24 protein-coding genes are annotated in these 20978 nt (G+C 62.0%); 5 read left to right on the top strand and 19 right to left on the bottom strand.

Annotation, left to right across the window (positions count from 1 at the left end; all coding sequences use genetic code 11):
* Positions 1-40 precede the first annotated feature (40 nt).
* Together HU725_RS15475 and recR are read left to right on the top strand one after the other, a co-directional pair.
* Positions 41-376 (top strand): YbaB/EbfC family nucleoid-associated protein, encoded by a 336-nt coding sequence (locus HU725_RS15475; RefSeq protein WP_027921266.1) that lies wholly within the window; start codon positions 41-43, stop codon positions 374-376.
* A gap of 88 nt (positions 377-464) precedes the next feature.
* A complete protein-coding gene (recR, locus tag HU725_RS15470; protein WP_060479549.1) occupies positions 465-1067 on the top strand; it encodes a recombination mediator RecR in 603 nt (200 codons plus the stop codon).
* Positions 1068-1100: 33 nt separating this feature from the next.
* Here the strand turns inward: recR and HU725_RS15465 are convergent, their stop codons facing one another.
* From HU725_RS15465 to ccoN (HU725_RS15390), 16 genes are all read right to left on the bottom strand, one after another.
* Complete coding sequence (locus HU725_RS15465) at positions 1101-1649, bottom strand: adenine phosphoribosyltransferase (protein ID WP_060479550.1); 549 nt, start codon at positions 1647-1649, stop codon at positions 1101-1103.
* Positions 1650-1704: 55 nt separating this feature from the next.
* Entirely contained in the window at positions 1705-2439 is a 735-nt protein-coding gene (fnrA, locus tag HU725_RS15460; protein WP_186478452.1) for a Crp/Fnr family transcriptional regulator FnrA, read from the bottom strand.
* A 186-nt stretch (positions 2440-2625) separates the two neighbouring features.
* Positions 2626-4008, bottom strand: coding sequence for an oxygen-independent coproporphyrinogen III oxidase (hemN, locus tag HU725_RS15455; protein ID WP_186478451.1), 1383 nt, complete (start codon positions 4006-4008; stop codon positions 2626-2628).
* A 104-nt stretch (positions 4009-4112) separates the two neighbouring features.
* Positions 4113-4796 carry a sulfite exporter TauE/SafE family protein gene (locus HU725_RS15450; protein ID WP_186478450.1) on the bottom strand — a complete coding sequence of 228 codons (684 nt, stop codon included), beginning with the start codon at positions 4794-4796 and terminating at the stop codon, positions 4113-4115.
* Positions 4789-5010: a cbb3-type cytochrome oxidase assembly protein CcoS gene (gene ccoS / locus HU725_RS15445; protein WP_060479554.1), complete on the bottom strand. Its 222-nt coding sequence runs from the start codon at positions 5008-5010 to the stop codon at positions 4789-4791. Before ccoS ends, HU725_RS15450 begins: the two co-directional genes overlap by 8 nt.
* Entirely contained in the window at positions 4992-7472 is a 2481-nt protein-coding gene (locus tag HU725_RS15440; protein WP_225915492.1) for a heavy metal translocating P-type ATPase, read from the bottom strand. Before HU725_RS15440 ends, ccoS begins: the two co-directional genes overlap by 19 nt.
* On the bottom strand, positions 7469-7999 hold the full coding sequence (locus HU725_RS15435; RefSeq protein ID WP_060479556.1) for a FixH family protein: 531 nt from the start codon (positions 7997-7999) through the stop codon (positions 7469-7471). Before HU725_RS15435 ends, HU725_RS15440 begins: the two co-directional genes overlap by 4 nt.
* A gap of 17 nt (positions 8000-8016) precedes the next feature.
* Complete coding sequence (gene ccoG / locus HU725_RS15430) at positions 8017-9432, bottom strand: cytochrome c oxidase accessory protein CcoG (protein WP_186478449.1); 1416 nt, start codon at positions 9430-9432, stop codon at positions 8017-8019.
* 258 nt (positions 9433-9690) lie between these two features.
* Positions 9691-10668 (bottom strand): cytochrome-c oxidase, cbb3-type subunit III, encoded by a 978-nt coding sequence (gene ccoP, locus HU725_RS15425; RefSeq protein ID WP_060479558.1) that lies wholly within the window; start codon positions 10666-10668, stop codon positions 9691-9693.
* Positions 10665-10856, bottom strand: coding sequence for a cbb3-type cytochrome oxidase subunit 3 (locus HU725_RS15420; RefSeq protein ID WP_186478448.1), 192 nt, complete (start codon positions 10854-10856; stop codon positions 10665-10667). The genes ccoP (HU725_RS15425) and HU725_RS15420 overlap by 4 nt, the downstream gene beginning before the upstream one ends.
* 6 nt (positions 10857-10862) lie before the next feature.
* Entirely contained in the window at positions 10863-11471 is a 609-nt protein-coding gene (gene ccoO / locus HU725_RS15415; protein ID WP_054884105.1) for a cytochrome-c oxidase, cbb3-type subunit II, read from the bottom strand.
* Positions 11471-12913: a cytochrome-c oxidase, cbb3-type subunit I gene (gene ccoN / locus HU725_RS15410; RefSeq protein ID WP_060479560.1), complete on the bottom strand. Its 1443-nt coding sequence runs from the start codon at positions 12911-12913 to the stop codon at positions 11471-11473. The genes ccoO (HU725_RS15415) and ccoN (HU725_RS15410) overlap by 1 nt, the downstream gene beginning before the upstream one ends.
* A gap of 359 nt (positions 12914-13272) precedes the next feature.
* Positions 13273-14208 carry a cytochrome-c oxidase, cbb3-type subunit III gene (gene ccoP, locus HU725_RS15405; RefSeq protein WP_060479561.1) on the bottom strand — a complete coding sequence of 312 codons (936 nt, stop codon included), beginning with the start codon at positions 14206-14208 and terminating at the stop codon, positions 13273-13275.
* Positions 14205-14411, bottom strand: a complete 207-nt coding sequence (locus HU725_RS15400) for a cbb3-type cytochrome oxidase subunit 3 (protein ID WP_060479562.1) — start codon at positions 14409-14411, stop codon at positions 14205-14207. The genes ccoP (HU725_RS15405) and HU725_RS15400 overlap by 4 nt, the downstream gene beginning before the upstream one ends.
* A gap of 4 nt (positions 14412-14415) precedes the next feature.
* On the bottom strand, positions 14416-15024 hold the full coding sequence (ccoO, locus tag HU725_RS15395; RefSeq protein WP_060479563.1) for a cytochrome-c oxidase, cbb3-type subunit II: 609 nt from the start codon (positions 15022-15024) through the stop codon (positions 14416-14418).
* 13 nt (positions 15025-15037) lie between these two features.
* On the bottom strand, positions 15038-16462 hold the full coding sequence (gene ccoN, locus HU725_RS15390) for a cytochrome-c oxidase, cbb3-type subunit I (protein ID WP_186478447.1): 1425 nt from the start codon (positions 16460-16462) through the stop codon (positions 15038-15040).
* A gap of 51 nt (positions 16463-16513) precedes the next feature.
* Here ccoN (HU725_RS15390) and HU725_RS15385 point away from each other — a divergent pair, with 51 nt between their 5' ends.
* Positions 16514-17212, top strand: coding sequence for an alpha/beta family hydrolase (locus HU725_RS15385; protein ID WP_186478446.1), 699 nt, complete (start codon positions 16514-16516; stop codon positions 17210-17212).
* Positions 17213-17302: 90 nt separating this feature from the next.
* On the opposite strand, the gene ppnP is transcribed toward HU725_RS15385, so the two are convergent.
* On the bottom strand, positions 17303-17587 hold the full coding sequence (ppnP, locus tag HU725_RS15380; RefSeq protein ID WP_060479566.1) for a pyrimidine/purine nucleoside phosphorylase: 285 nt from the start codon (positions 17585-17587) through the stop codon (positions 17303-17305).
* Between the two features lie 76 nt (positions 17588-17663).
* Positions 17664-18215 carry a 3'-5' exonuclease gene (locus HU725_RS15375; RefSeq protein ID WP_060479567.1) on the bottom strand — a complete coding sequence of 184 codons (552 nt, stop codon included), beginning with the start codon at positions 18213-18215 and terminating at the stop codon, positions 17664-17666.
* Between the two features lie 163 nt (positions 18216-18378).
* Between HU725_RS15375 and HU725_RS15370 the strand changes: the two genes are divergently transcribed.
* Complete coding sequence (locus tag HU725_RS15370; protein ID WP_186478511.1) at positions 18379-19179, top strand: substrate-binding periplasmic protein; 801 nt, start codon at positions 18379-18381, stop codon at positions 19177-19179.
* A 65-nt stretch (positions 19180-19244) separates the two neighbouring features.
* On the top strand, positions 19245-20258 hold the full coding sequence (locus HU725_RS15365; RefSeq protein ID WP_186478445.1) for a GNAT family N-acetyltransferase: 1014 nt from the start codon (positions 19245-19247) through the stop codon (positions 20256-20258).
* Positions 20259-20371: 113 nt separating this feature from the next.
* On the opposite strand, the gene HU725_RS15360 is transcribed toward HU725_RS15365, so the two are convergent.
* Positions 20372-20902 carry an RNA polymerase factor sigma-70 gene (locus HU725_RS15360; protein ID WP_186478444.1) on the bottom strand — a complete coding sequence of 177 codons (531 nt, stop codon included), beginning with the start codon at positions 20900-20902 and terminating at the stop codon, positions 20372-20374.
* Between the last annotated feature and the right edge of the window lie 76 nt (positions 20903-20978).

Below are 20978 nucleotides of genomic sequence, written 5' to 3'. Positions count from 1 at the left end.
TTGCCTGGCTGCATCACATGACCCAATCGAGGTATACCCCATGATGAAAGGTGGCATGGCCGGCCTGATGAAGCAGGCCCAGCAGATGCAAGAAAAGATGCAAAAAATGCAGGAAGAGCTGGCCAACGCCGAAGTCACCGGCCAGTCCGGTGGCGGCCTGGTAAGCGTGGTGATGACCGGTCGTCACGACGTCAAGCGTGTCAGCATCGACCAGAGCCTGATGTCTACCGATGAGGACGACAAGGAAGTGCTGGAAGACCTGATCGCCGCTGCGCTGAACGACGCGGTGCGCAAGATCGAGCAGAACAGCCAGGACAAGATGGGCAACATGACTGCCGGCATGCAATTGCCACCAGGCTTCAAGATGCCATTCTGATCCGGTTCTTGCTTTACAGGGGGAGTAACGGCCTGCCGGTCGTTGCTCCCTCGTTCATTTTGTTCCCAAGACTTGCAGGCCTGTCTACATGAGCTTCAGCCCCCTGATCCGCCAACTGATCGACGCCCTGCGCACGCTTCCAGGCGTTGGCCAGAAAACCGCCCAGCGCATGGCCTTGCAACTGCTCGAGCGCGACCGCAGCGGCGGCATGCGCCTGGCCCAGGCGTTGAGCCAAGCCATGGAGGGGGTTGGCCACTGCCGCCAGTGCCGCACCCTGACCGAGCAGGAATTGTGCCCGCAGTGCAGCGACCCGCGCCGCGATGACACGCAATTATGCGTAGTAGAAGGGCCGATGGATGTGTACGCGGTGGAGCAGACCGGCTATCGCGGGCGTTACTTCGTGCTCAAGGGGCACCTCTCGCCACTCGACGGCTTGGGGCCGGAGGCGATTGGCGTGCCGCAGCTGATGGCGCGGATCGAAGAACAGGGCAGCTTCACCGAAGTGATCTTGGCGACCAACCCTACCGTGGAAGGTGAGGCGACTGCGCATTACATCGCTCAATTGCTGAACGAGAAAGGACTGGTGGCTTCGCGCATCGCCCATGGCGTGCCGCTGGGTGGGGAGCTGGAGCTGGTCGATGGTGGTACCCTGGCCCACGCCTTTGCCGGGCGTAAGCCGATCTCGTTGTAAAGGCCAGGGCCGTAGGCGGCCCCGGCCAGCGCATCAGTATTCGCTCAAGGAAAACTCGGTCAGGCAGAAGGTCGGCACCCCGGCCGCCTGCAGCCTGCGCGAACCCTCAAGCTCCGGCAGGTCGATAATCGCTGCCGCTTCGAACACCTGGGCCCCGGTGCGGCGCACCAGGTTGGCCGCAGCCAGCAGCGTGCCGCCGGTGGCAATCAGGTCATCGAAGATCAGCACCGAATCACCTTCGCACAAACTGTCGGCGTGCACTTCCAGGAAGGCTTCGCCGTATTCGGTCTGATAGCCCTCGCTCAGCACATCGGCCGGCAGCTTGCCCTGCTTGCGGAACAGGATCAGCGGCTTGTTCAGCTGGTGGGCGATGATCGAACCGATCAGAAAGCCACGGGCATCCATCGCGCCGATATGGCTGAACTCAGCCTCGACATAACGCTCGATGAATTGGTCGGCGACGAAGCGCAGCCCGCGCGGCGACTGGAACAATGGGGTGATGTCGCGGAAGATCACGCCGGGTTTGGGAAAGTCCACTACCGGGCGGATCAGGGCTTTGAGGTCGAAGGCATCGCTGTGCATTGGTGCGGGTATCCTGGGAAAACGAATGCCCAAGTATACCCGCTAAACGCCGGTGTCAGGCTTCCATTGCTCCGCCCGCCAGCGCGCACAACTGGATCGGGTCGAGGATATGCACCTCCTTGCCTTCGGCTCGCAGCAAGCCGTTTTGCTGGAAGCGCGTGAACACCCGTGAGACGGTCTCCACCGCCAGGCCCAGGTAGTTGCCGATCTCGTTGCGCGACATGCTCAGGCGGAACTGGTTGGCCGAGTAGCCGCGGGCGCGGAAGCGTGCGGACAGGTTGACCAGGAAGGTGGCGATGCGCTCGTCGGCGGTCTTCTTCGACAGCAGCAACATCATTTGCTGATCGTCACGAATTTCGCGGCTCATTACCCGCATCAGCTGCCGTCGCAACTGTGGCAGCTGGACGGACAGCTCATCGAGGCGCTCGAAGGGAATTTCGCAGACCGAGGTGGTTTCCTGGGCCTGGGCCGATACCGGGTAGGCCTCGGTATCCATGCCGGACAACCCGACCAGCTCACTGGGCAGGTGGAAGCCAGTAATCTGCTCTTCACCGCTGTCGCTGAGGCTGAAAGTTTTCAGCGCCCCGGAACGTACGGCGTACACCGAGCCAAAATTGTCACCCTGACGGAACAGGAATTCACCTTTCTTCAGCGGGCGCCCGCGCTTGACGATTTCATCCAGTGCATCCATGTCTTCCAGATTGAGCGAAAGAGGCAGGCACAGGGGGGCCAGGCTGCAGTCCTTGCAATGGGCCTGGGTGTGAGCGCGCAGTTTGACTGGCTCGGACATATGAATCGATCCTTGTGGAAAAGCACACATAAGTCGTAAGGGTAACCCACGACAGCAAGTGTAGGCCAGTGTCCGCTAGGGTGGTGCGAACTGGCCAAGCCCCGGCAGGATGAATGCCGGCAGTGCTTGTGGGCCCATAGTGTGCCTGGCAGGCAGGGTTGTCCATGCGGTTGAGTGGCTCGCGTGTCAGATAACCCGCGAAAAACGCTGGCGGTTGTGCATCGCCAGGTAAGCGTCGAACACCATGCACACCGAGCGTGCCAGCAAGCGCCCGGCCGGCATGATACGGATGCCTTTGTCGTCGAGCTTGATCAACCCATCGCGCTGCATGCGCAACAATTGCGGCCAGAGGTCATTGAAATAGCCGCGAAAATCCACCGTGAAGGCTCTCTCGATTGGTTCGAAATCCAGCTCGAAATGGCAGATCAACTGCTGAATGACTGCCCGCCGCAGGCGGTCGTCATGATTGCAGACCAACCCTCGCTGAGTCGCCAGTTGCGTAGTGGACAACGCTTGCTGGTAGGTGTTGAGATCGCTGCTGTTCTGGCAGTACAGGTCACCGATCTGGCTGATCGCCGAGACGCCCAGGCCGATCAGGTCGCAGTGGCCATGGGTGGTGTAGCCCTGGAAGTTGCGCTGCAAGGTGCCTTCTTCCTGAGCCATCGCCAGCTCGTCGTCTGGCAGGGCGAAATGGTCCATGCCGATGTAGTGATAGCCAGCGGCGGTGAGCTGCTCGATGGTGTTGTGCAGCATTTCCAGCTTCGCTGCCGGGGCCGGCAAGTCGTTGCTGTCGATGCGGCGCTGTGGCATGAAACGCTCGGGCAGGTGGGCGTAGTTGAACACCGAAAGGCGGTCGGGTTGCAGGCGGATCACTTCTTCGACCGTGCGGGCAAAACCGTCCACGCTCTGTTTTGGCAGGCCGTAGATCAGGTCAAGGTTGATCGAGCGAAACTGCAAAGTGCGGGCCGCCTCGATCAGGGTGCGGGTCTGCTCCAGGCTTTGCAGCCGGTTGATCGCTCGCTGCACTGCCGGGTCCAGGTCCTGCACGCCGAGGCTGACGCGGTTGAAGCCCAACTCGCGCAGCAGGCCCATGGTCGACCAGTCGGCCTCTCGGGGGTCGATCTCGATGCCGTAGTCGCCGGAATCATCATCCAGCAGGTTGAAGTGCTGGCGCAGGGTAGCCATCAACTGGCGCAGTTCCACATGGCTGAGGAAAGTGGGTGTACCACCCCCGAAATGCAGTTGTTCAACCTGCTGTTTAGGGTCCAGGTGGCAGGCGATCAGCTGGATCTCCTGCTCCAGGCGTTGCAGGTAAGGTGCCGCGCGCCCGCGATCCTTGGTGATCACCTTGTTGCACGCACAGTAGTAGCAGATGTTGGCGCAGAACGGCACGTGTACATACAACGACAGCGGGCGCACGGCCCTGCGGCTCTCGCGCAGGGCATGCAGCAGGTCGAACGAGCCTACCTCGCTGTGCAGTTGCACGGCGGTTGGATAAGAGGTGTAGCGTGGGCCGGCCAGATCGTAGCGATGAATCAGGTCGGCATCCCAACGTAAGTCGGCGAGCATGTGGGCAATCCCCGGATGATGCAGCAATGTCCGGAGTCTATGGCCGTCTGTAAGCAACTGTGTTGATTTGTATCAAAGCTAGACAGCGCCGTAGAGCGGCGCGGTCAGTGGCCCATCAGCCAGTGCTGATGTGGGCCAGGCAGCGTCCACAGGCCAAACAGGATGACCAGCAGCCCGCCTGCCACCCGCACACTGCGCCGTCTCAACAACGCGTTTACCCGCTGAGCGGCAAGCCCTGTGGCCAGCAGTATGGGCCAGGTGCCCAGCCCGAATGCCAGCATCAGCGCTGCGCTGTAGCCGGCACTGCCCTGGCTGGCCGCCCACAGCAAGGTGCTGTAGACCAAACCGCATGGCAGCCAGCCCCACAGCGCCCCCAGCAGCAGCGCCTGCGGCAGGCTGGACACCGGCATCAGACGGGAAGCTGCCGGTTGAATAACGCGCCACAGGCCCCGGCCTAGTGCTTCGATACGGGTCAAGCCATTCCACCAGCCTGCCAGGTACAGGCCCATGGCGATCAGCAGCAGTGCAGCCACTACCCGCAAGGCCATGGCGGCGGGGCTGCTGGCCACTGCCCAGCCGGCCAGCCCCAGCAGCAGGCCTGCGCAGGCATAGCTGAAAACCCGCCCCAGGTTGTAGGCCACCAGCAAACGCAAACGCCGGCCACGTTGCTCGGGAGGTATGGCCAGGGTCAGCGCACCCATCAGGCCGCCGCACATGCCCAGGCAATGACCACCGCCGAGCAGGCCCAGGATCAGCGCTGAACCGAGCAGGGGAACGAGATCAGGCACGAGGAGGGACATCCTTATCGTCAGGCCCCGGGGCCTGTTCAGGTTCAGGTTTGACGGCCGCCTGGTGCCGTGGATCCTGGTCGTCGAACAGAATGCTGTGGGCAGGGCCATCGAGATCGTCGTACTGGCCGCTGTCCACCGCCCAGAAAAAAATGTACACCGCCACGCCGACCAGCAGCAGGGCGGCCGGGATCATTACGTAGAGCGCGGGCATGGCGTTTTCCTTGGGTGGGCGGTCGTGTCGCTCGCCGCTGGCCCCAGGGGCGCCGGCAGGCTAGCCAGGCGGGTCAGGCGCAGGGCGTTGAGCACCACGATCAGGGAACTGACCGACATGCCGACCGCCGCCCACACCGGGGTGATCCAGCCAAGCGCGGCGAACGGCAACATCAGGCTATTGTACAGGGTTGCCCAGAGCAGGTTCTCGAGGATGTTGCGGCGGGTGCGCCGGGCGAGGTCGAAGGCACTGACCAATGCCTGCAAACGGTTGGACAGCAGCACGGCATCGGCGCTGGTCTTGGCAAGGTCGGTTGCGCTGCCCATGGCGATACTGATGTCGGCTGCGGCGAGTACCGGCACGTCGTTGACTCCGTCCCCCAGCATCAGGACCTTGCGCCCGGCTGCCTGCAACGCTTTCAGGCGTTCGAGTTTGTCGTCCGGGCGCAGCCCCCCAACGGCCTGGTCGATACCCAATTGCGCGGCGACCTCGGTGACCATCGGCGAGCTATCGCCGGACAGCAGGAGGGTGCGCCAACCCCGAGCCTGGCAGGCCGCGAGCAGGGCTGGGGCATCCTCGCGCAGGCGGTCGTCCAGGCCGAACCAGGCCAGTGGGCCCTGGCGGTTGCCCAGCAGCAGCCACTGGCCGCGTGGCTGCGGCACCGAGGGGATCTCGGCGCCGCTCAGGGCGCAGACGAACGTGGCTTGGCCAATGCGCAGCAGTTCATTGTCCAGCTTGCCTTCCAGCCCCAGCCCCGGAATCGTTTGAACGTCGTCTGCAGGGCTTGCAGTACGGCCAAAGGCGCGGGCGATCGGGTGTTCGGAGCGGTTTTCCAAGGCGGCAGCCAAGGCCAGGCAGCGCTCGGCAGGCAGCGCGGCCAGCGGATGAATGTGGCGCAGGGTCAGGCGGCCTTCGGTAAGTGTGCCGGTTTTATCGAAGATCACCGTGTCGATCTGGTTAAGGCCCTCCAGCACATGGCCGCGGGTCACCAGCAAGCCTAGCTTGTGCAATGTACCGGTGGCGGCGGTGAGCGCGGTGGGCGTGGCCAGGGACAGGGCGCAAGGGCAAGTCGCCACCAGCATGGCCAGGACAATCCAGAATGCCCGCGGCGGGTCCTGAAGCCACCACCACAGGCCGATGGCCACCGCCGCCAACAGCGAAAACAGCAGAAAGTACTGCGAGGCGCGGTCGGCAATTTCTGCCAAGCGTGGTTTCTCGGTTTGCGCGCGCTCCAGCAGGCGAACGATGGCTGACAGGCGTGAGTCTTGGCCCAGGGCCTCGACTTGCACGTGCAGCGTGCTCTCCACATTCAGGGTACCCCCGGTGACCCGTTCGCCAGCACGCCGGGGAAGGGGCAGGTACTCACCCGTCAGCACCGACTCATCCACGCTCGAGTGGCCTTCGACGATGCACCCGTCGGCCGGTATCACCGCGCCGGGCAGCACCTGCACGGTGTCGCCACGCTGCAGCTCGCCCAGCAGGATGCGCTCGGTGCGGCCGAATGCGTCCAGGCGCAGGCACGAGGCAGGCAGCAGGTTGACCAATTGTGCGGTGGCCGCAGCGGTGCGCTCGCGGGCGCGGCGTTCCAGGTAGCGGCCGGTGAGCAGGAACAGAGCGAACATGCCGACGGTATCGAAATACAGCTCGCCATGGCCGGTCACGGCGGTCCAGATGCCTGCGCCGAAGGCCAGGGCAATGGCCAGCGATACCGAGACATCCATGGTCAGGTGACGGGTGCGCAGGTCCCGTGCAGCTCCCTTGAAGAAAGGGGCGCAGCTGTAGAACACGATGGGGATGGTCAGGAACAAAGCGACCCAGCGCAGGATGGTATGGAGTTGCGGCGACAGGTCGATGTTGAACTCCGGCCAAGTGGCCATGGTCGCCATCATCGCTTGAAACCACAGCAGCCCGGCGACCCCCAGGCGGCGCAGCGCGCTGCGGTTTTCCCTGGCCAACTGCTCTGCCGCCTGATCGGGTTGGTACGGGTGGGCGGCGTAGCCGATCTGACGCAGTTCGGCGAGCACCTGTGACAGCGGTAGTTGCTGTTCGTCCCAGTTCACCAGCAGGCGATGGTTGGACAGGTTCAGGCGCGCTTGGGCGACGCCTGGCAGCTGACGCAGGTGTTTTTCAATCAGCCAGCCGCAGGCAGCGCACGTGATGCCTTCGACCAACAGGGTGGCCTCGGCGAGTTCGCCTGTGTGGCGCACGAAGCGCTGTTGCACATCGCTGCGGTCGTACAGGGCCAATTCGTCTTGCAGTTGCCTGGGGAGCGCTTCGGGGTTGGTACTGCTGTCACTGCGGTGTTGGTAGTAGTGCGCCAGGCCGCTGGCGACGATGGCCTGGGCCACTGCCTGGCAGCCTGGGCAGCAGAACGGACGGGGTTCGCCGAGCACCACGGCGGTGAAGCGGTTGCCGGCAGGTACGGGCAGGGCGCAGTGGTAGCAGGGGGTGGGTTGGGTCATTGCTGGTGCTCGGCACCTTGCAAGGCTTCGTCACCCAGCTGCAAGGTCACGCCATGCTCGACCTTTTCTTCTTCGAACAGTCGCCATACCTGGCCATCCTGGTTGCCCAGCAGCTCTACGAAACGACGGCCCTCGACCTGATCCTGAAGCTGCCCGACATAGCGCCCGGCCTCGACCCGGCTGAGCAGCACCTTGCGGTCCTTGTCTGGCTGGGTGGGTGAAATCAGGTTCAGCTCCAGGCCCTGGGGGTCACTATCCCCGTTCAGTCGCACAGCCACCTCGCCGGTCAGCTCATCCAGGTGCACGCTAGCTTTGAGCTTGAGGGTCTGTGCCAGCAGTTCCCGGTCCAGTGAACGGTTGATGCCTTTGCCCGCCTCGTAGTAGTTGTCGTTGACCAGGTTGTCGGGGTTATGCACAGCGATGCTGACCATGGTCAGGCTCAAGCATACCGAGGTGGTCAGGATGCCGATGATGATCCAGGGCCAGAGGTGCTTGTACCAGGGGCTGGCGGCGGTGGCGGCAGGCATTGTGAGTGTTCTCTCTGTCAGCGGATCTGTGGGCCGATGAAGCGGCTATTGGCTTCAACCGTAGCGGTGCCGTCATCGGCGCTCTTGAGGATGAAGGTGATTTCGTTGGTGGTCGAGGGCAGCTTTTCGGGGGCGATCGATAGCTGCACGGGCAGGCTGACGATGTCGCCTGCGGCAACGCGAATTTCCTGCTGGCCTTCCAGGCGCAGGTCAGGCAAGCCGGTGGCGTCCAGCACGTAGACGTGGTCGCGCTGATCCTTGTTCATGACCTTGAGGCTGTATACGTTCTCGATGCGGCCTTGGGCATTTTCGCGATACAGCACGCGGTCCTTGCTGACATCTAGGCCCACCAGCGGGCGGGTGGCGAAGGCAGTGGCCAAAGCAATGATCATGACCAGCAACACCACGGCATAGCCGATCAGTCGAGGCCGCAGCATGTGGGTCTGTTGCCCGGAAAGGTTGTGCTCGGTGGTGTAACTGATAAGCCCTTTGGGATAATTCATCTTTTCCATCACATTGTCGCAGGCGTCGATGCACGCCGCGCAGCCGATGCATTCGATCTGCAGGCCGTCGCGGATGTCGATGCCAGTGGGGCAGACCTGTACGCACAAGGTGCAGTCGATGCAATCGCCAAGGCCTTTGGCTTTGTAATCACTGTCCTTCTTGCGCGGGCCGCGTACTTCGCCGCGGCGCGGGTCGTACGAAACGATCAGGGTGTCCTTGTCGAACATCACGCTCTGAAAGCGCGCATAAGGGCACATGTGAACGCACACCTGCTCGCGCAGCCAGCCAGCGTTGCCGTAGGTGGCAAGGGTGAAGAAGCCGACCCAGAAGTAGGCCCAGCCATCGGCATCGCCTGTGAAGAACTCGATCAGCAGTTCGCGGATCGGCGAGAAGTAGCCAACGAACGTGATGCCGGTGACGAAGCCGATCAGCAGCCATAGGCTGTGCTTGGCGAACTTGCGCAGAAACTTGTTGCCGCTCATGGGGGAGCGATCGAGCTTGATGCGCTGGTTGCGGTCGCCTTCGGTGACTTTTTCGCACCACATGAAGATCCACGTCCACACACTTTGCGGGCAGGTGTAGCCACACCACACTCGGCCTGCGAATACGGTGATGAAGAACAGGCCGAAGGCGGCGACGATCAGAATGCCTGACAGCAGGATGAAGTCCTGGGGCCAGATGGTGGCGCCGAAGATATAGAACTTGCGCTCAGGCAGGTTCCACCACACCGCCTGGTGGCCGCCCCAGTTCAGCCAGACAGTGCCGAAGTACAGCAGAAACAGTACAGCCCCACCGACCATTCGCAATCTGCGGAATAGCCCGGTGAAAGCGCGGGTGTAGATTTTCTCGCGGGATGCGTAGAGGTCGACGGAATCCTTCCCTTTGCTGGCAGGCGGGGTGACGTCATGTACCGGAATTTGCTTGCTCATCATCAAGTCCCACGGCAGTGGAGAAAAGCCGCGGCCAGTGCGTGCCGGCCGCAGTCTCGCGCATGCTGCGTTGCGCTGCGAACCATGATACGCCGCTGATAGCGGTATGGGTTCGCGCTGCGACCTTTAGCCGCGTTGGGTTGGGGGCATGAATCGTGTTATGGAAACTGTCAATTGATCCAGGTCATCGGTTTGTAAAATATGCGCTGCCAGTAACGGCCCCTTCGCAGGTTCACCTGCGAAGGGGCCAGGCCCTGGCTATTGAGCCTGAGCCGGTTCCGGCTGATGCGACAGGCTGTAAACATAAGCCGCCAGCAAGTGCACCTTGTCGTTACCCTGCAGTTGTTCCTGGGCTGGCATCTGCCCTTGGCGGCCGTACCGAATGGTCTGCTGCAGTTGAGCAAAGCTCGAACCGTAGATGAATGCCTGGGGGTGGGTCAGGTTGGGCGCGCCCATGGCGGGCGTGCCTTTGCCTTCCGGCCCGTGGCAAGCCACGCAGTTGGTGGCAAAGATCTTCTGCCCGTTTTCGACATCGGCCTTGACGCCTTCGGGCAGCGTGCGGCCATCGAGCTTGCTGACCACGAACGCCGCCACATCAGCCACCCCTTGGTCACCGATGACCTGGCCCCAAGCCGGCATCACGCCGTGGCGACCGCCCATGATGGTGGCCTTGATGGTTTCAGGCTCGCCACCCCAACGCCAGTCGTTGTCGGTGAGGTTAGGGAAGCCGAAGGCGCCCTTGGCGTCGGAGCCGTGGCACACCGAGCAGTTGGAGGCGAACAGGCGTGCGCCCATTTTCAATGCTTGTGGGTCCTTGGCCACCTCCTCGATGGGCATGGCGGCGTACTTGGCGAAGATTGGCCCGAAGCGCGCGTTGGCCTTGGCCATTTCCTTTTCCCACTCATGCACGCCGGTCCAGCCGGCCTGGCCGTTGGAGAACTCGGTCTGCTTGTCGTTATCCAGGTACGAGTAGCCCGGCAGAATGCCTTTCCAATTGCCCAGGCCGGGGTACAGCACCAGGTAGCCCAAGGCAAAGATGATGGTGCCGACGAACAGCCAGAACCACCACTTGGGCAGTGGATTGTCGTATTCCTCGATACCGTCGAAGGCATGCCCGACGGTTTCGTCGGTGACCTCTTCACGCTGGCCCTTGCGGGTCGACAGCAACAGCCAGGTCAGGGCGAAGATGGTGCCCAGGGTCAGGACGGTAACGTACAGACTCCAGAAGGTTGTCATTGTTGTTTGCTCCCAGAAGCTTTCACTTGCTCGACGTGCTTGCTGGCCTCGGGATCATCCGCGAAGGGCAGTTGGGTCGCTTCGTCGAAATCCTTCTTGCGCCGTGGGCTGAATACCCACAACGCCAGGCCCACGAAGGCCACCATCACCACGACGGTACCCAGGCCACGAATCATCCCGATGTCCATTGAGCCTCACCGTTTGCTTTTGATGATGGTGCCAAGGCCCTGCAGGTACGCCACCAGAGCGTCCATTTCGGTCTTGCCTTTGACCGCGTCGCGGGCGCCGGCGATGTCGGCGTCGCTGTACGGGGTGCCGAGGGTGCGCAGCACTTCCAGCTTTTTCGCGGTGTCCTTGCCGTCGAGCTTGTTCTCTACCAACCATGGATAGGCAGGCATCTTCGATTCCGGCACCACGTTGCGCGGGTTGTACAGGTGCGCACGGTGCCAGTCGTCGGAGTAGCGGCCGCCGACGCGGGCAAGGTCCGGCCCGGTGCGCTTGGAGCCCCACAGGAACGGGTGGTCCCAAACGCTTTCACCGGCAACCGAATAGTGGCCATAGCGCTCGGTTTCGGCGCGGAACGGGCGGATCATTTGCGAATGGCAGCCGACACAGCCTTCACGGATGTAGATATCGCGGCCTTCAACTTCCAGGGCGGTGCGCGGCTTCATGCCTTCGACCGGTTTGTTGGTTACGTCCTGGAAAAACAGTGGGACGATTTGGGTCAGGCCACCGACGCTCACGGCGATGACCATGAAGAAGGCCAGCAGGCCTATGTTCTTCTCGACGGCTTCATGCTTCATCAGTGCGCTCCCACGACGACGATCTTGGCGGCTTCCTCAGCCTGCACCGGGTTGGCGGCCCGAACGGTACGCAGCACGTTGTAGGCCATCAGCAGCATGCCGCTGGCGAAGAACGCGCCGCCCAAGGCGCGGACGATATAGCCAGGGTGGCTGGCCTGCAGCGCTTCGACGAAGGAGTAGGTGAGCGTGCCGTCATCGTTGATGGCGCGCCACATCAGGCCTTGGGTGATACCGTTGACCCACATCGAGGCGATGTACAGCACGGTGCCGATGGTCGCCAGCCAGAAATGTGCGTTGATCAGGCCGATGCTGTGCATCTGCTCGCGGCCGTAGAGTTTCGGGATCATGTGGTAAACCGCACCGATCGAGATCATCGCTACCCAGCCCAGCGCGCCAGCATGCACATGGCCGATAGTCCAGTCGGTGTAGTGCGACAGCGAGTTCACGGTTTTGATGGCCATCATCGGGCCTTCGAAGGTGGACATCCCGTAGAACGCCAGCGATACCACCAAAAAGCGCAGGATCGGGTCGGTGCGCAATTTGTGCCAGGCGCCGGAGAGCGTCATCATGCCGTTGATCATGCCGCCCCAGCTTGGCGCCAGAAGAATGATCGACATCACCATGCCCAGCGACTGCGCCCAATCCGGCAGGGCGGTGTAGTGCAAGTGGTGTGGGCCGGCCCAGATGTACAGGGTGATCAGCGCCCAGAAGTGAACGATCGACAGACGATAGGAATAGATTGGCCGCTCGGCCTGCTTGGGCACGAAGTAGTACATCATCCCCAGGAAGCCCGTGGTGAGGAAGAAGCCTACCGCGTTATGGCCGTACCACCATTGAATCATCGCATCGGTGGCGCCTGCATAGGCCGAGTACGACTTGAACAGGCTGACCGGCAGCGAGATGTGGTTGACGATATGCAGCATCGCGGTGACCACGATGAAGGCGCCGTAGAACCAGTTGCCGACATAAATGTGCTTGGTCTTGCGCTTGACGATGGTGCCGAAGAACACCAGCCCGTAGGTGACCCAGACAATGGCCAGCAGTATTGCCAGCGGCCATTCGAGCTCGGCGTATTCCTTGGTCGTGGTCAGGCCCATCGGCAAAGTGATCAGCGCACCGACGATTACCGCCTGCCAACCCCAGAAGGTGAAGGCGGCCATGCCGTCGGAGATCAGCCGGGTCTGGCAGGTACGCTGCACCACATAATAGCTGGTGCCAAACAGCGCACAGCCACCGAAGGCAAAAATGACCAGGTTGGTGTGCAGTGGGCGCAGGCGGCCGAAGCTGGTCCAGGGCAGATCCAGGTTCAATTGCGGCCACACCAGCTGCGAGGCGATGAAGACGCCCAGGCCCATGCCAAGGATCCCCCAGACCACCGTCATGATGGCGAACTGGCGGACGACCTTATAGTTGTAAGCAGTCGGACTGATTGCTGTGCTCATGCTAAGGTTCCACGGTTTTGGTGTTCTTGTTGGTCGAAAATCGGCGCCGGTCGCGTTGACCACTGGGGTTACGGCAACGCAAGGCTGTAGGCGCCGACCCGTGTCCGGGCCCTTTCGTCGATGTCCCACGTGAAAGGGTCGGGACAATTGTACACAAATAAATATTTGTAATGTGTACCGTTTTTCAACTTTTTCTGATCGATCGGTCAGGCTTTTTTTGCGGTGGCGTCGGGCTGTGCAGCCTGTCTGCTGCGCGGTTTGCACAGCGATCACCACTGAGGCAACAAGCTTAGTTGTGTTCGGAGGGGGTGCAAGAAAGGGGGCAGGAGGGGGTGGGGCCGCAGGACGGCCCCGAGGTGTTACTGGGCGGAGAGCGATACAGCAGGCTGCGACAGGCTATACACATAAGCTGCCAGCAAGTGCACCTTGTCATTGCCTTGAATGTCCGCCTGGGCCGGCATCTGCCCTTGGCGGCCGTAGCGAATGGTCTGCTGCAACTGGGCAAAGCTCGAACCATAGATGAACGCCTGCGGGTGGGTAAGGTTCGGCGCTCCCATGGCAGGTGTGCCTTTGCCCTCTGGCCCATGGCAGGCCACGCAATTGCCGGCGAAGATTTCCTTGCCCTTGACCGGGTCGGCCTTGACCCCTTCGGGCAGGCTGCGGCCGTCCAGGTTGGTCAGCACGAAGGCGGCAACATCGGCCACGCCCTGATCACCGATTACCTCCACCCATGCAGGCATGACGCCGTGGCGGCCGTTCATGATCGAGGCCTTGATGGTTTCAGGATCACCGCCCCAGCGCCAGTCCTGGTCGGTCAGGTTGGGGAAGCCATACGCCCCTTTGGCATCCGAGCCGTGGCACACCGAGCAGTTGGAGGCGAACAGGCGGCTGCCCATTTTCAGGGCTTGTGGGTCCTTGGCGACCTCCTCGACCGGCATGGCGGCGTACTTGGCGAAGATTGGGCCGAACTTTGCGTCGGCCTTTTCCATTTCCTTTTGCCATTCATTGGCGCCGGTCCAGCCATTTTCATAGCCAGGCAGGATGCCTTTCCAGTTGCCCAGGCCCGGATACAGCACCAAGTAGCCGGCGCCGAACACCAACGTGCCAACGAACAGCCAGAACCACCATTTGGGCAGCGGATTGTCGTATTCCTCGATGCCATCGAAACTGTGCCCCATGGTCTGGTCAGTGGTGCTGTTGCTCTGGCCCTTGCGGGTCGACAACAGCAGCCACGCCAGGCCGATCAGGCTGCCGAGGGTCAGTACGCTGATATAGGTACTCCAAAAGGTGCTCATTGCGCTTTGCTCCTCACAGCCGCAGTCTTGGCAGCAGGTTCCTGCCCGGCAGGGGGCAGGCGGTCGTCGACGAAGGGCAGCAGGCGCGCTTCGGCGAAATCATGGTCGCGGCGACGGTTGAATACCCACAGCGACAGGCCAATGAAGGCGACCATCACCACCAAGGTGCCCAGGCCACGGATCATGCCGATATCGATTTCCATGGGGTTACCTCTTGTTCTTGATAGCGGTGCCCAGCACCTGCAAGTAGGCGACCAGGGCGTCCATCTCGGTCTTGCCTTTGACCGCGTCACGGGCCCCGGCAATGTCCTGGTCGGTGTATGGCACGCCCAGTGTGCGCAGGGTGCGCATCTTGGTGTCGGTGTGGCTGTTGTCGACCTTTGCGGCCACCAGCCAGGGGTAGGCCGGCATCTTCGACTCCGGTACCACGTTGCGCGGGTTGTACAGGTGCGCACGGTGCCAATCGTCAGAGTAGCGGCCGCCGACGCGGGCCAGGTCCGGCCCGGTACGCTTGGAGCCCCACAGGAATGGGTGGTCCCAGACACTCTCACCGGCCACCGAATAATGGCCATAGCGTTCGGTTTCGGCGCGGAACGGTCGGATCATCTGCGAATGGCAGCCAACGCAGCCTTCGCGGATGTAGATATCGCGGCCTTCCAGTTGCAGCGCGGTGTAAGGTTTCATGCCCTCGACCGGCTTGTTGGTAACGTCCTGGAAGAACAACGGGACGATCTGGGTCAGGCCGCCGATGCTCACGGCGAACACCATCAGCAGGGCCAAGAGGCCTACGTTTTTCTCGATGACTTCATGTTTCATCAGGCAGGTCTCCTCAAGCCAGCTGGGCATTCGCAGGGGCGGCGGCGAGCGCTGGCGAACGCACGGTACGCCAGGTGTTCCAGGCCATCAGGAACATGCCGCTGAGGAAAATGGCGCCGCCGACGAAGCGCACGATGAACCCTGGGTGGCTGGCCACCAGGGTTTCCACGAACGAGTAGGTCAGCGTGCCGTCGCTGTTTACCGCACGCCACATCAGCCCTTGGGCGATGCCGTTGACCCACATCGAGGCGATGTACAGCACGGTGCCGATGGTCGCCAACCAGAAGTGCGCGTTGATCAGGCCGATGCTGTGCATCTGCTGTTTGCCGAATACTTTCGGGAGGGTGTGATACAGCGCGCCAATGGAAATCATCGCCACCCAGCCCAAGGCGCCGGCATGTACGTGGCCAATGGTCCAGTCGGTGTAGTGGGACAGGGCGTTGACCGTCTTGATGGCCATCATCGGGCCTTCGAACGTGGACATGCCGTAGAACGCCAGCGACACCACCAGAAAACGCAGGATCGGGTCGCTGCGCAGTTTGTGCCAGGCGCCCGAGAGGGTCATCATGCCGTTGATCATGCCGCCCCAGCTTGGCGCCAGCAGGATCAGCGACATCACCATGCCCAGCGACTGTGCCCAGTCTGGCAGGGCGGTGTAGTGCAGGTGGTGCGGGCCGGCCCAGATGTAGAGCGTGATCAGCGCCCAGAAGTGGACGATGGACAGGCGATAGGAATACACCGGGCGCTCGGCCTGTTTGGGCACGTAGTAGTACATCATGCCCAGAAAGCCTGCCGTGAGGAAAAAGCCCACGGCATTGTGGCCGTACCACCATTGCACCATGGCGTCGGTGGCCCCGGCGTAGATCGAGTAAGACTTGGTCAGGCTGACCGGCAATTCCAGGTTGTTGACGATGTGCAGCATCGCTACGGTGAGGATGAACGCCCCGAAGAACCAGTTGCCCACATAGATGTGCTTGGTGTTGCGCTTGATCAGCGTGCCGAAGAACACGATGGCGTAGCTCACCCAGACGATGGTGATCAGAATGTCGATCGGCCATTCCAGCTCGGCATATTCTTTGGAGCTGGTGTAGCCCAGCGGCAGGGTAATGGCTGCCAGCAGGATCACCAATTGCCACCCCCAGAAGGTGAACGCCGCCAGGCCCGGCGCGAAGAGGGTGGTCTGGCAGGTGCGTTGCACCGAATAATAGGAGGTCGCGAACAGCGCACAGCCGCCGAAGGCGAAGATCACTGCATTGGTATGCAGGGGACGCAGGCGGCCGAAGCTGGTCCAGGGGAGGTCGAAGTTCAGGGAAGGCCAGGCGAGCTGGGCGGCGATGAATACGCCGAGCCCCATCCCGACGATTCCCCACACCACCGTCATGATGGCGAATTGGCGGACCACCTTGTAGTTATAGGCGGTACTGCTGGTTGTGTTCATGTATGGGTTCCCATCCACGGTTATTTTGGCAGGCTTTACAGCGAGGCAAGCATGAGTAATGGGCGTAGTGCCTGTATTGACGGGGATCAATGGGGGCAGGTTGGAAATGTCCCAGGCTTGCACTGCGACCCACCACTCGATGGCGGTCGCAGTGATGAATCGGTGTGCCTGATTCTGGCTCATGGTGCCGGCGCACCGATGGACAGCGACTTCATGAACGACATGGCGCAAAGGCTGGCGGCGCTTGGGGTCGGGGTCGTGCGCTTCGAGTTCCCCTATATGGCCCAGAGGCGTAGCGGCGGTGGCAAGCGGCCGCCCAACCCGCAGGCGGTTTTGCTGGACTGCTGGCGCCACGTTTATCAGCAGGTGCGACCATTGGTCACGGGCAGGCTGGCCATTGGCGGCAAGTCGATGGGCGGGCGCATGGCGAGCTTGCTGGCCGACGAGTTGGGAGCCGATGCACTGGTGTGCCTGGGGTATCCATTCTATGCCGTGGGCAAACCCCTCAAGCCCAGGGTCGAGCACCTGGCCGCGCTCAAGACCCGCACGCTGATCATGCAGGGCGAGCGGGATGCGCTGGGTAATCGTGAAGCTGTTGGGGGGTATGCGCTGTCACCGTCGATACAGGTGAGCTGGCTGGTGGCGGGGGATCACGACTTGAAGCCGCTGAAGGCTTCCGGGTTCAGCCATGCGCAGCACATGCAGGCAGCGGCCGAAAAAGTGGCGGATTTCCTGAAGGGGCGGGGCTGAAGGCTTCGCAAGTGAACCGGCTGCTACAGGATTGCTGCGATCGCCTGTAGAAGCCGGTTCACCCGCGAAAAGGCCAGTGCAGGCCGGCGCTTAGTCGCGGTATTCGCACAGGTAGGCGGTATCGACTTTCACCTGCAGCTGGAACTTGCTGTCGGCCGGCACGTTGAATTTGTCGCCAGCCTTGAAGGTTTCCCAGTTGTCGCTACCTGGCAGCTTCACGGTCAGGGCGCCGGAAACCACATGCATGATTTCGCGCTTGGCGGTGCCGAACTCGTATTCGCCCGGGGCCATCACACCCACGGTGGCAGGGCCTTCTTCGCCAGTGAAGGCGACCGACTTGACGCTGCCGTTGAAGTACTCATTGACCTGGAACATGGGGCGACTCCTGAAAGAATAGGGGTGAAAAAGGGCTGGCCAGTATGCCCAAGCCCTTTGCCCCCGTCATCTGCTTTCAGGGGCCATTGGCCGGCAGGCTCAAGGGCAGCAGGCGGGCGGTATTGCGCGCGTCTTCCAGGGCGCGGTGCTGCTGCCCACAGAAGTGCATGCCTGCCAGTTGCAGCGCGCCATTGAGCCCGGTCGGGCGCTGCAGATGGCGGGCCTTGGCGAAGCGCTGCTTGAGGTTGATGTGCGGCAGTTCGCGCAACAGGCTGTCGAGCGCATGCTGGCGCCACTCCTGCAGCAGTTGCTGGCGGTCGTAATCACCCCAGCTGACCCAGGCCTGCAGTTGCCCACGATGGTGCTCCAGCCAGCGCTCGAAACGCCCCCACACCTCGGGGAAGGCTGCGGCACTGTCGATCTCGGCCTGGCTGATGTGCGTCAGCTCCCGGCAGAACGAGGTCAGCTGCGGCCGCCGCCGGGGCCGCACGAAGCGCTGGAAGTGGTCCACTTCGCGGCCTTCGCGGGTCACCAGGCTGGCGCCGATTTCAATGATTTCCATCTCCGTGACCGGCCAGCCACCATCATCGGTGGTGGCTTCCAGGTCGATCACCAACCAATGGCCCATACCAGGCTCCCTCGCCATACATGCCAAAGCAGCGTAGCCAATGTCTGGCTACATAGCATCCACTGGCAAAATGCCCTCACTTTGGCGCAACCAGCAGTTGTGCCGTATCGGGAAAACGCCTAGCTTAAGCGCATCCAGGTAAGAACCGTTAAGAGTGTCCGCTTTGACTCCCGCGCCCAGCCTGAAGGCAATTGCAACACTGTTGATGCTGGCTGCAACTTGGCTGGCAGAGCCAGCATGGGCTGGCGACGCTATCGATGTGAAGATTGGCGCCGCACATTTCCCGCCCTATACCGTCCGCCCGGAACAAGGCGCCGATACCGGTCTGCTGCCGCAGCTGGTCGAGGCCTTGAATCGCCTGCAGCAAGACTACCGCTTTGTGCTGGTGCCCACGTCCATTCAGCGGCGCTTTGGGGACTTCCAGCAGGCACGCACCGATATGGCTATTTTCGAGAACCCCGAATGGGGCTGGCAGCAAATTCCCCATCAGACGGTGGACATGGGCCTTGAGGATGCCGAAGTGTTCGTCGCCAGCCAAGCCAACGCCGGTGATCAGCACTACTTCGATAGCCTCGCAGGCAAGCGGCTGGCGCTGTTCAACGGTTACCACTACGCCTTCGCCAACTTCAACCCTGACCCCAATTACCTGCGCAGAGCTTACAACGCGACGCTGACCTACTCACACGACAGCAACCTGCTCATGGTCCAGGCCGGGCGCTCCGACATCGCCTTGGTGACGCGCTCGTACCTGAGTGACTTCCTTGCCCGCAACCCTGAAAGCGTCAGTCAGCTAGTCGCCTCGCAGCGCGTCGACCAGGTCTATCACCACTACGCATTGCTTCGCCCTGATGCCCCCATCAGCGATCGCCAATTCGCCAAACTGATGCGCGACTTGCGTGACTCGGGTGAACTGGCGCGGATTTTCCGGCCCTACCGGATCATCGTCACCACCCCGAGCGACTAAATTCCCCTGGCACCGGCACGTCCTGAGCAGTGAGCCTTTCTTTCATCTTGCCGTGAGCCATGACCATGCCCTTCGATGCCGCTTCGCAGCCTTTGTCCTTACCCCGTTGGCACAACCTTAAGGCCGAGGAGGGCGATGGCTGGCTGCGCCTGAACCTCGATGGCAGGCCTCTGATCCAGCTGCACCTGGAGCCAGGCGACACCCTGCACGCCCATGTGCGTTCGCTGTGCCAGGAGCGAGCTATGCAGGCGCTGTGGGCTGCCTGCTATTGGCTGCTGTCGCGTGACCCCACGCGCCAGCGCCTGGCTTTGCACACTGTGGCCTGTGTGCCTGAAGCATTGGCCAGCGGCCTGTTGCTGGCCACCGAGCAGCCAGGCGTATTGTTGTGCGAGCGTGCATCGTTCTGGCAGTTGCCGCAGCCGTGGCTGGGCACTGCGACAGGTGACGCCTACCCGCAACTCATGCAGCTCAGCGATGGCAAGCGCCACCCGCGCCGGCCACCCAAGCCGCGTGGCGAGGTGTATCGCAGGTTCGATGCACGCCTGGGCGCATGGGTATCGCTGCGCACCTTGGAAATCGACCAGGACGTGGAACGGTTCAATCGCTGGCAGAACAACCCGCGGGTGGAGAAGTTCTGGCAGGAGGCAGGCTCGTTGGAGCAGCACCGGCAGTACTTGGCCAAGCTTGAGGCCGACCCCCACGCCCTGACCCTGATCGGTTGTTTCGATGACCAGCCGTTCGCCTACTTCGAAGCGTACTGGGCCAAGGAAGACCGCATCGCGCCGTTCTACGCAGCGGGTGATTACGACCGGGGCATTCACATGCTGGTGGGAGAAGAAGCGCACCGCGGCCCGCACAAAGTCGCCAGCTGGTTATCGGCGCTGGTGCACTATCTGTTCCTGGATGATCCTCGTACCCAGCGCGTGGTGGCAGAGCCGCGTGCCGACAACGGCAGGATGATCGGCTACATGCATGACCAGTGCTTTCATTGCGAAAAAGAGTTCGATTTTCCCCACAAGCGCGCGGCGCTGATGATCCTGGGGCGAGAGCGGTTCTTCGATCACTGCAAGCTGGCTTGATTTCGCGCCGCCTGCTTGGCGGCTGAAGCCGCTCCTACAGGTTGGCGCCTAGGGCAAAACCCGCGCAGGCCTGATGGAGCGGATGTACCCGCGAGCACGCCAGCGCCGCTGCTTCAGGCCTGCCGGTTGCTGGTCTTGCGGCAATGCACCAAAGCATCGCGAATCATGAAGTTGACCAAAGTGGGCGATACCCCCAGCTCCTTGGCAATGTCTTTCTGCGGCACGCCATGCAGGCGGTACATCTCGAACGCGTAACGGGTGCGCTGAGGTAGCTCGCTGAGCGCCTCGGCGATGTGCTCCAGCGCCGCCAGGTTGATATGCGTAGCTTCAGGAGAGGCATTGGGAATGACCACGTTCAGGCCTTCTTCTTCGCTACCCGAATACTTCAGCTCCATGGCCTGCTTGCGGTAATGGTCGATGGCCAGATTGCGCACGATCTGGAACAGATAGCTGAGCTGCGCCTTGAACGAGGAAGTGATCTGTGGGGCGGCGCTAAGCCGGAAAAAGGCATCTTGCACCACGTCTTCGGCGCGCGAGCGACAGCCGGTGATGCGGGCTGCGATCTTGACCAGAATGCTGCGGTTGTCGACGAATGCCTGGAGCAGGGGTGAATCGCACTTACTTGTGGATAGTTGTTCCGCCATGGAAATCACCTTGTCTCGGAGGGGAAGGAGCCCACCCAGGGGGGCTGCCTACGACGTGCGACAAGCTATTCATAAT

The sequence above is a fragment of the Pseudomonas promysalinigenes genome (assembly GCF_014269025.2).
GTDB classification, from domain to species: Bacteria; Pseudomonadota; Gammaproteobacteria; order Pseudomonadales; family Pseudomonadaceae; genus Aquipseudomonas; species Aquipseudomonas promysalinigenes.
Note: the sequence above shows the minus strand (reverse complement) of the source record. Positions and strands in the feature narration are given on the sequence as shown.

What these genes read in the sequence shown, in the direction of transcription:
- HU725_RS15375 (WP_060479567.1), bottom strand. Translation starts at nt 18,215, where the DNA reads ATGGGCCATTGGTTGGTGATCGACCTGGAAGCCACCACCGATGATGGT.
- HU725_RS15465 (WP_060479550.1), bottom strand. Translation starts at nt 1,649, where the DNA reads ATGCACAGCGATGCCTTCGACCTCAAAGCCCTGATCCGCCCGGTAGTG.
- ccoP (WP_060479561.1), bottom strand. Translation starts at nt 14,208, where the DNA reads ATGAGCACCTTTTGGAGTACCTATATCAGCGTACTGACCCTCGGCAGC.
- recR (WP_060479549.1), top strand. Translation starts at nt 465, where the DNA reads ATGAGCTTCAGCCCCCTGATCCGCCAACTGATCGACGCCCTGCGCACG.
- HU725_RS15420 (WP_186478448.1), bottom strand. Translation starts at nt 10,856, where the DNA reads ATGGACATCGGGATGATTCGTGGCCTGGGTACCGTCGTGGTGATGGTG.
- HU725_RS15400 (WP_060479562.1), bottom strand. Translation starts at nt 14,411, where the DNA reads ATGGAAATCGATATCGGCATGATCCGTGGCCTGGGCACCTTGGTGGTG.
- fnrA (WP_186478452.1), bottom strand. Translation starts at nt 2,439, where the DNA reads ATGTCCGAGCCAGTCAAACTGCGCGCTCACACCCAGGCCCATTGCAAG.
- ccoG (WP_186478449.1), bottom strand. Translation starts at nt 9,432, where the DNA reads ATGAGCAAGCAAATTCCGGTACATGACGTCACCCCGCCTGCCAGCAAA.
- HU725_RS15440 (WP_225915492.1), bottom strand. Translation starts at nt 7,472, where the DNA reads ATGACCCAACCCACCCCCTGCTACCACTGCGCCCTGCCCGTACCTGCC.
- HU725_RS15385 (WP_186478446.1), top strand. Translation starts at nt 16,514, where the DNA reads ATGAGTAATGGGCGTAGTGCCTGTATTGACGGGGATCAATGGGGGCAG.
- ccoN (WP_060479560.1), bottom strand. Translation starts at nt 12,913, where the DNA reads ATGAGCACAGCAATCAGTCCGACTGCTTACAACTATAAGGTCGTCCGC.
- ccoO (WP_054884105.1), bottom strand. Translation starts at nt 11,471, where the DNA reads ATGAAGCATGAAGCCGTCGAGAAGAACATAGGCCTGCTGGCCTTCTTC.
- ccoN (WP_186478447.1), bottom strand. Translation starts at nt 16,462, where the DNA reads ATGAACACAACCAGCAGTACCGCCTATAACTACAAGGTGGTCCGCCAA.
- ccoO (WP_060479563.1), bottom strand. Translation starts at nt 15,024, where the DNA reads ATGAAACATGAAGTCATCGAGAAAAACGTAGGCCTCTTGGCCCTGCTG.
- ccoP (WP_060479558.1), bottom strand. Translation starts at nt 10,668, where the DNA reads ATGACAACCTTCTGGAGTCTGTACGTTACCGTCCTGACCCTGGGCACC.
- HU725_RS15365 (WP_186478445.1), top strand. Translation starts at nt 19,245, where the DNA reads ATGCCCTTCGATGCCGCTTCGCAGCCTTTGTCCTTACCCCGTTGGCAC.
- HU725_RS15435 (WP_060479556.1), bottom strand. Translation starts at nt 7,999, where the DNA reads ATGCCTGCCGCCACCGCCGCCAGCCCCTGGTACAAGCACCTCTGGCCC.
- HU725_RS15360 (WP_186478444.1), bottom strand. Translation starts at nt 20,902, where the DNA reads ATGGCGGAACAACTATCCACAAGTAAGTGCGATTCACCCCTGCTCCAG.
- HU725_RS15475 (WP_027921266.1), top strand. Translation starts at nt 41, where the DNA reads ATGATGAAAGGTGGCATGGCCGGCCTGATGAAGCAGGCCCAGCAGATG.
- ccoS (WP_060479554.1), bottom strand. Translation starts at nt 5,010, where the DNA reads ATGCCCGCGCTCTACGTAATGATCCCGGCCGCCCTGCTGCTGGTCGGC.
- ppnP (WP_060479566.1), bottom strand. Translation starts at nt 17,587, where the DNA reads ATGTTCCAGGTCAATGAGTACTTCAACGGCAGCGTCAAGTCGGTCGCC.
- hemN (WP_186478451.1), bottom strand. Translation starts at nt 4,008, where the DNA reads ATGCTCGCCGACTTACGTTGGGATGCCGACCTGATTCATCGCTACGAT.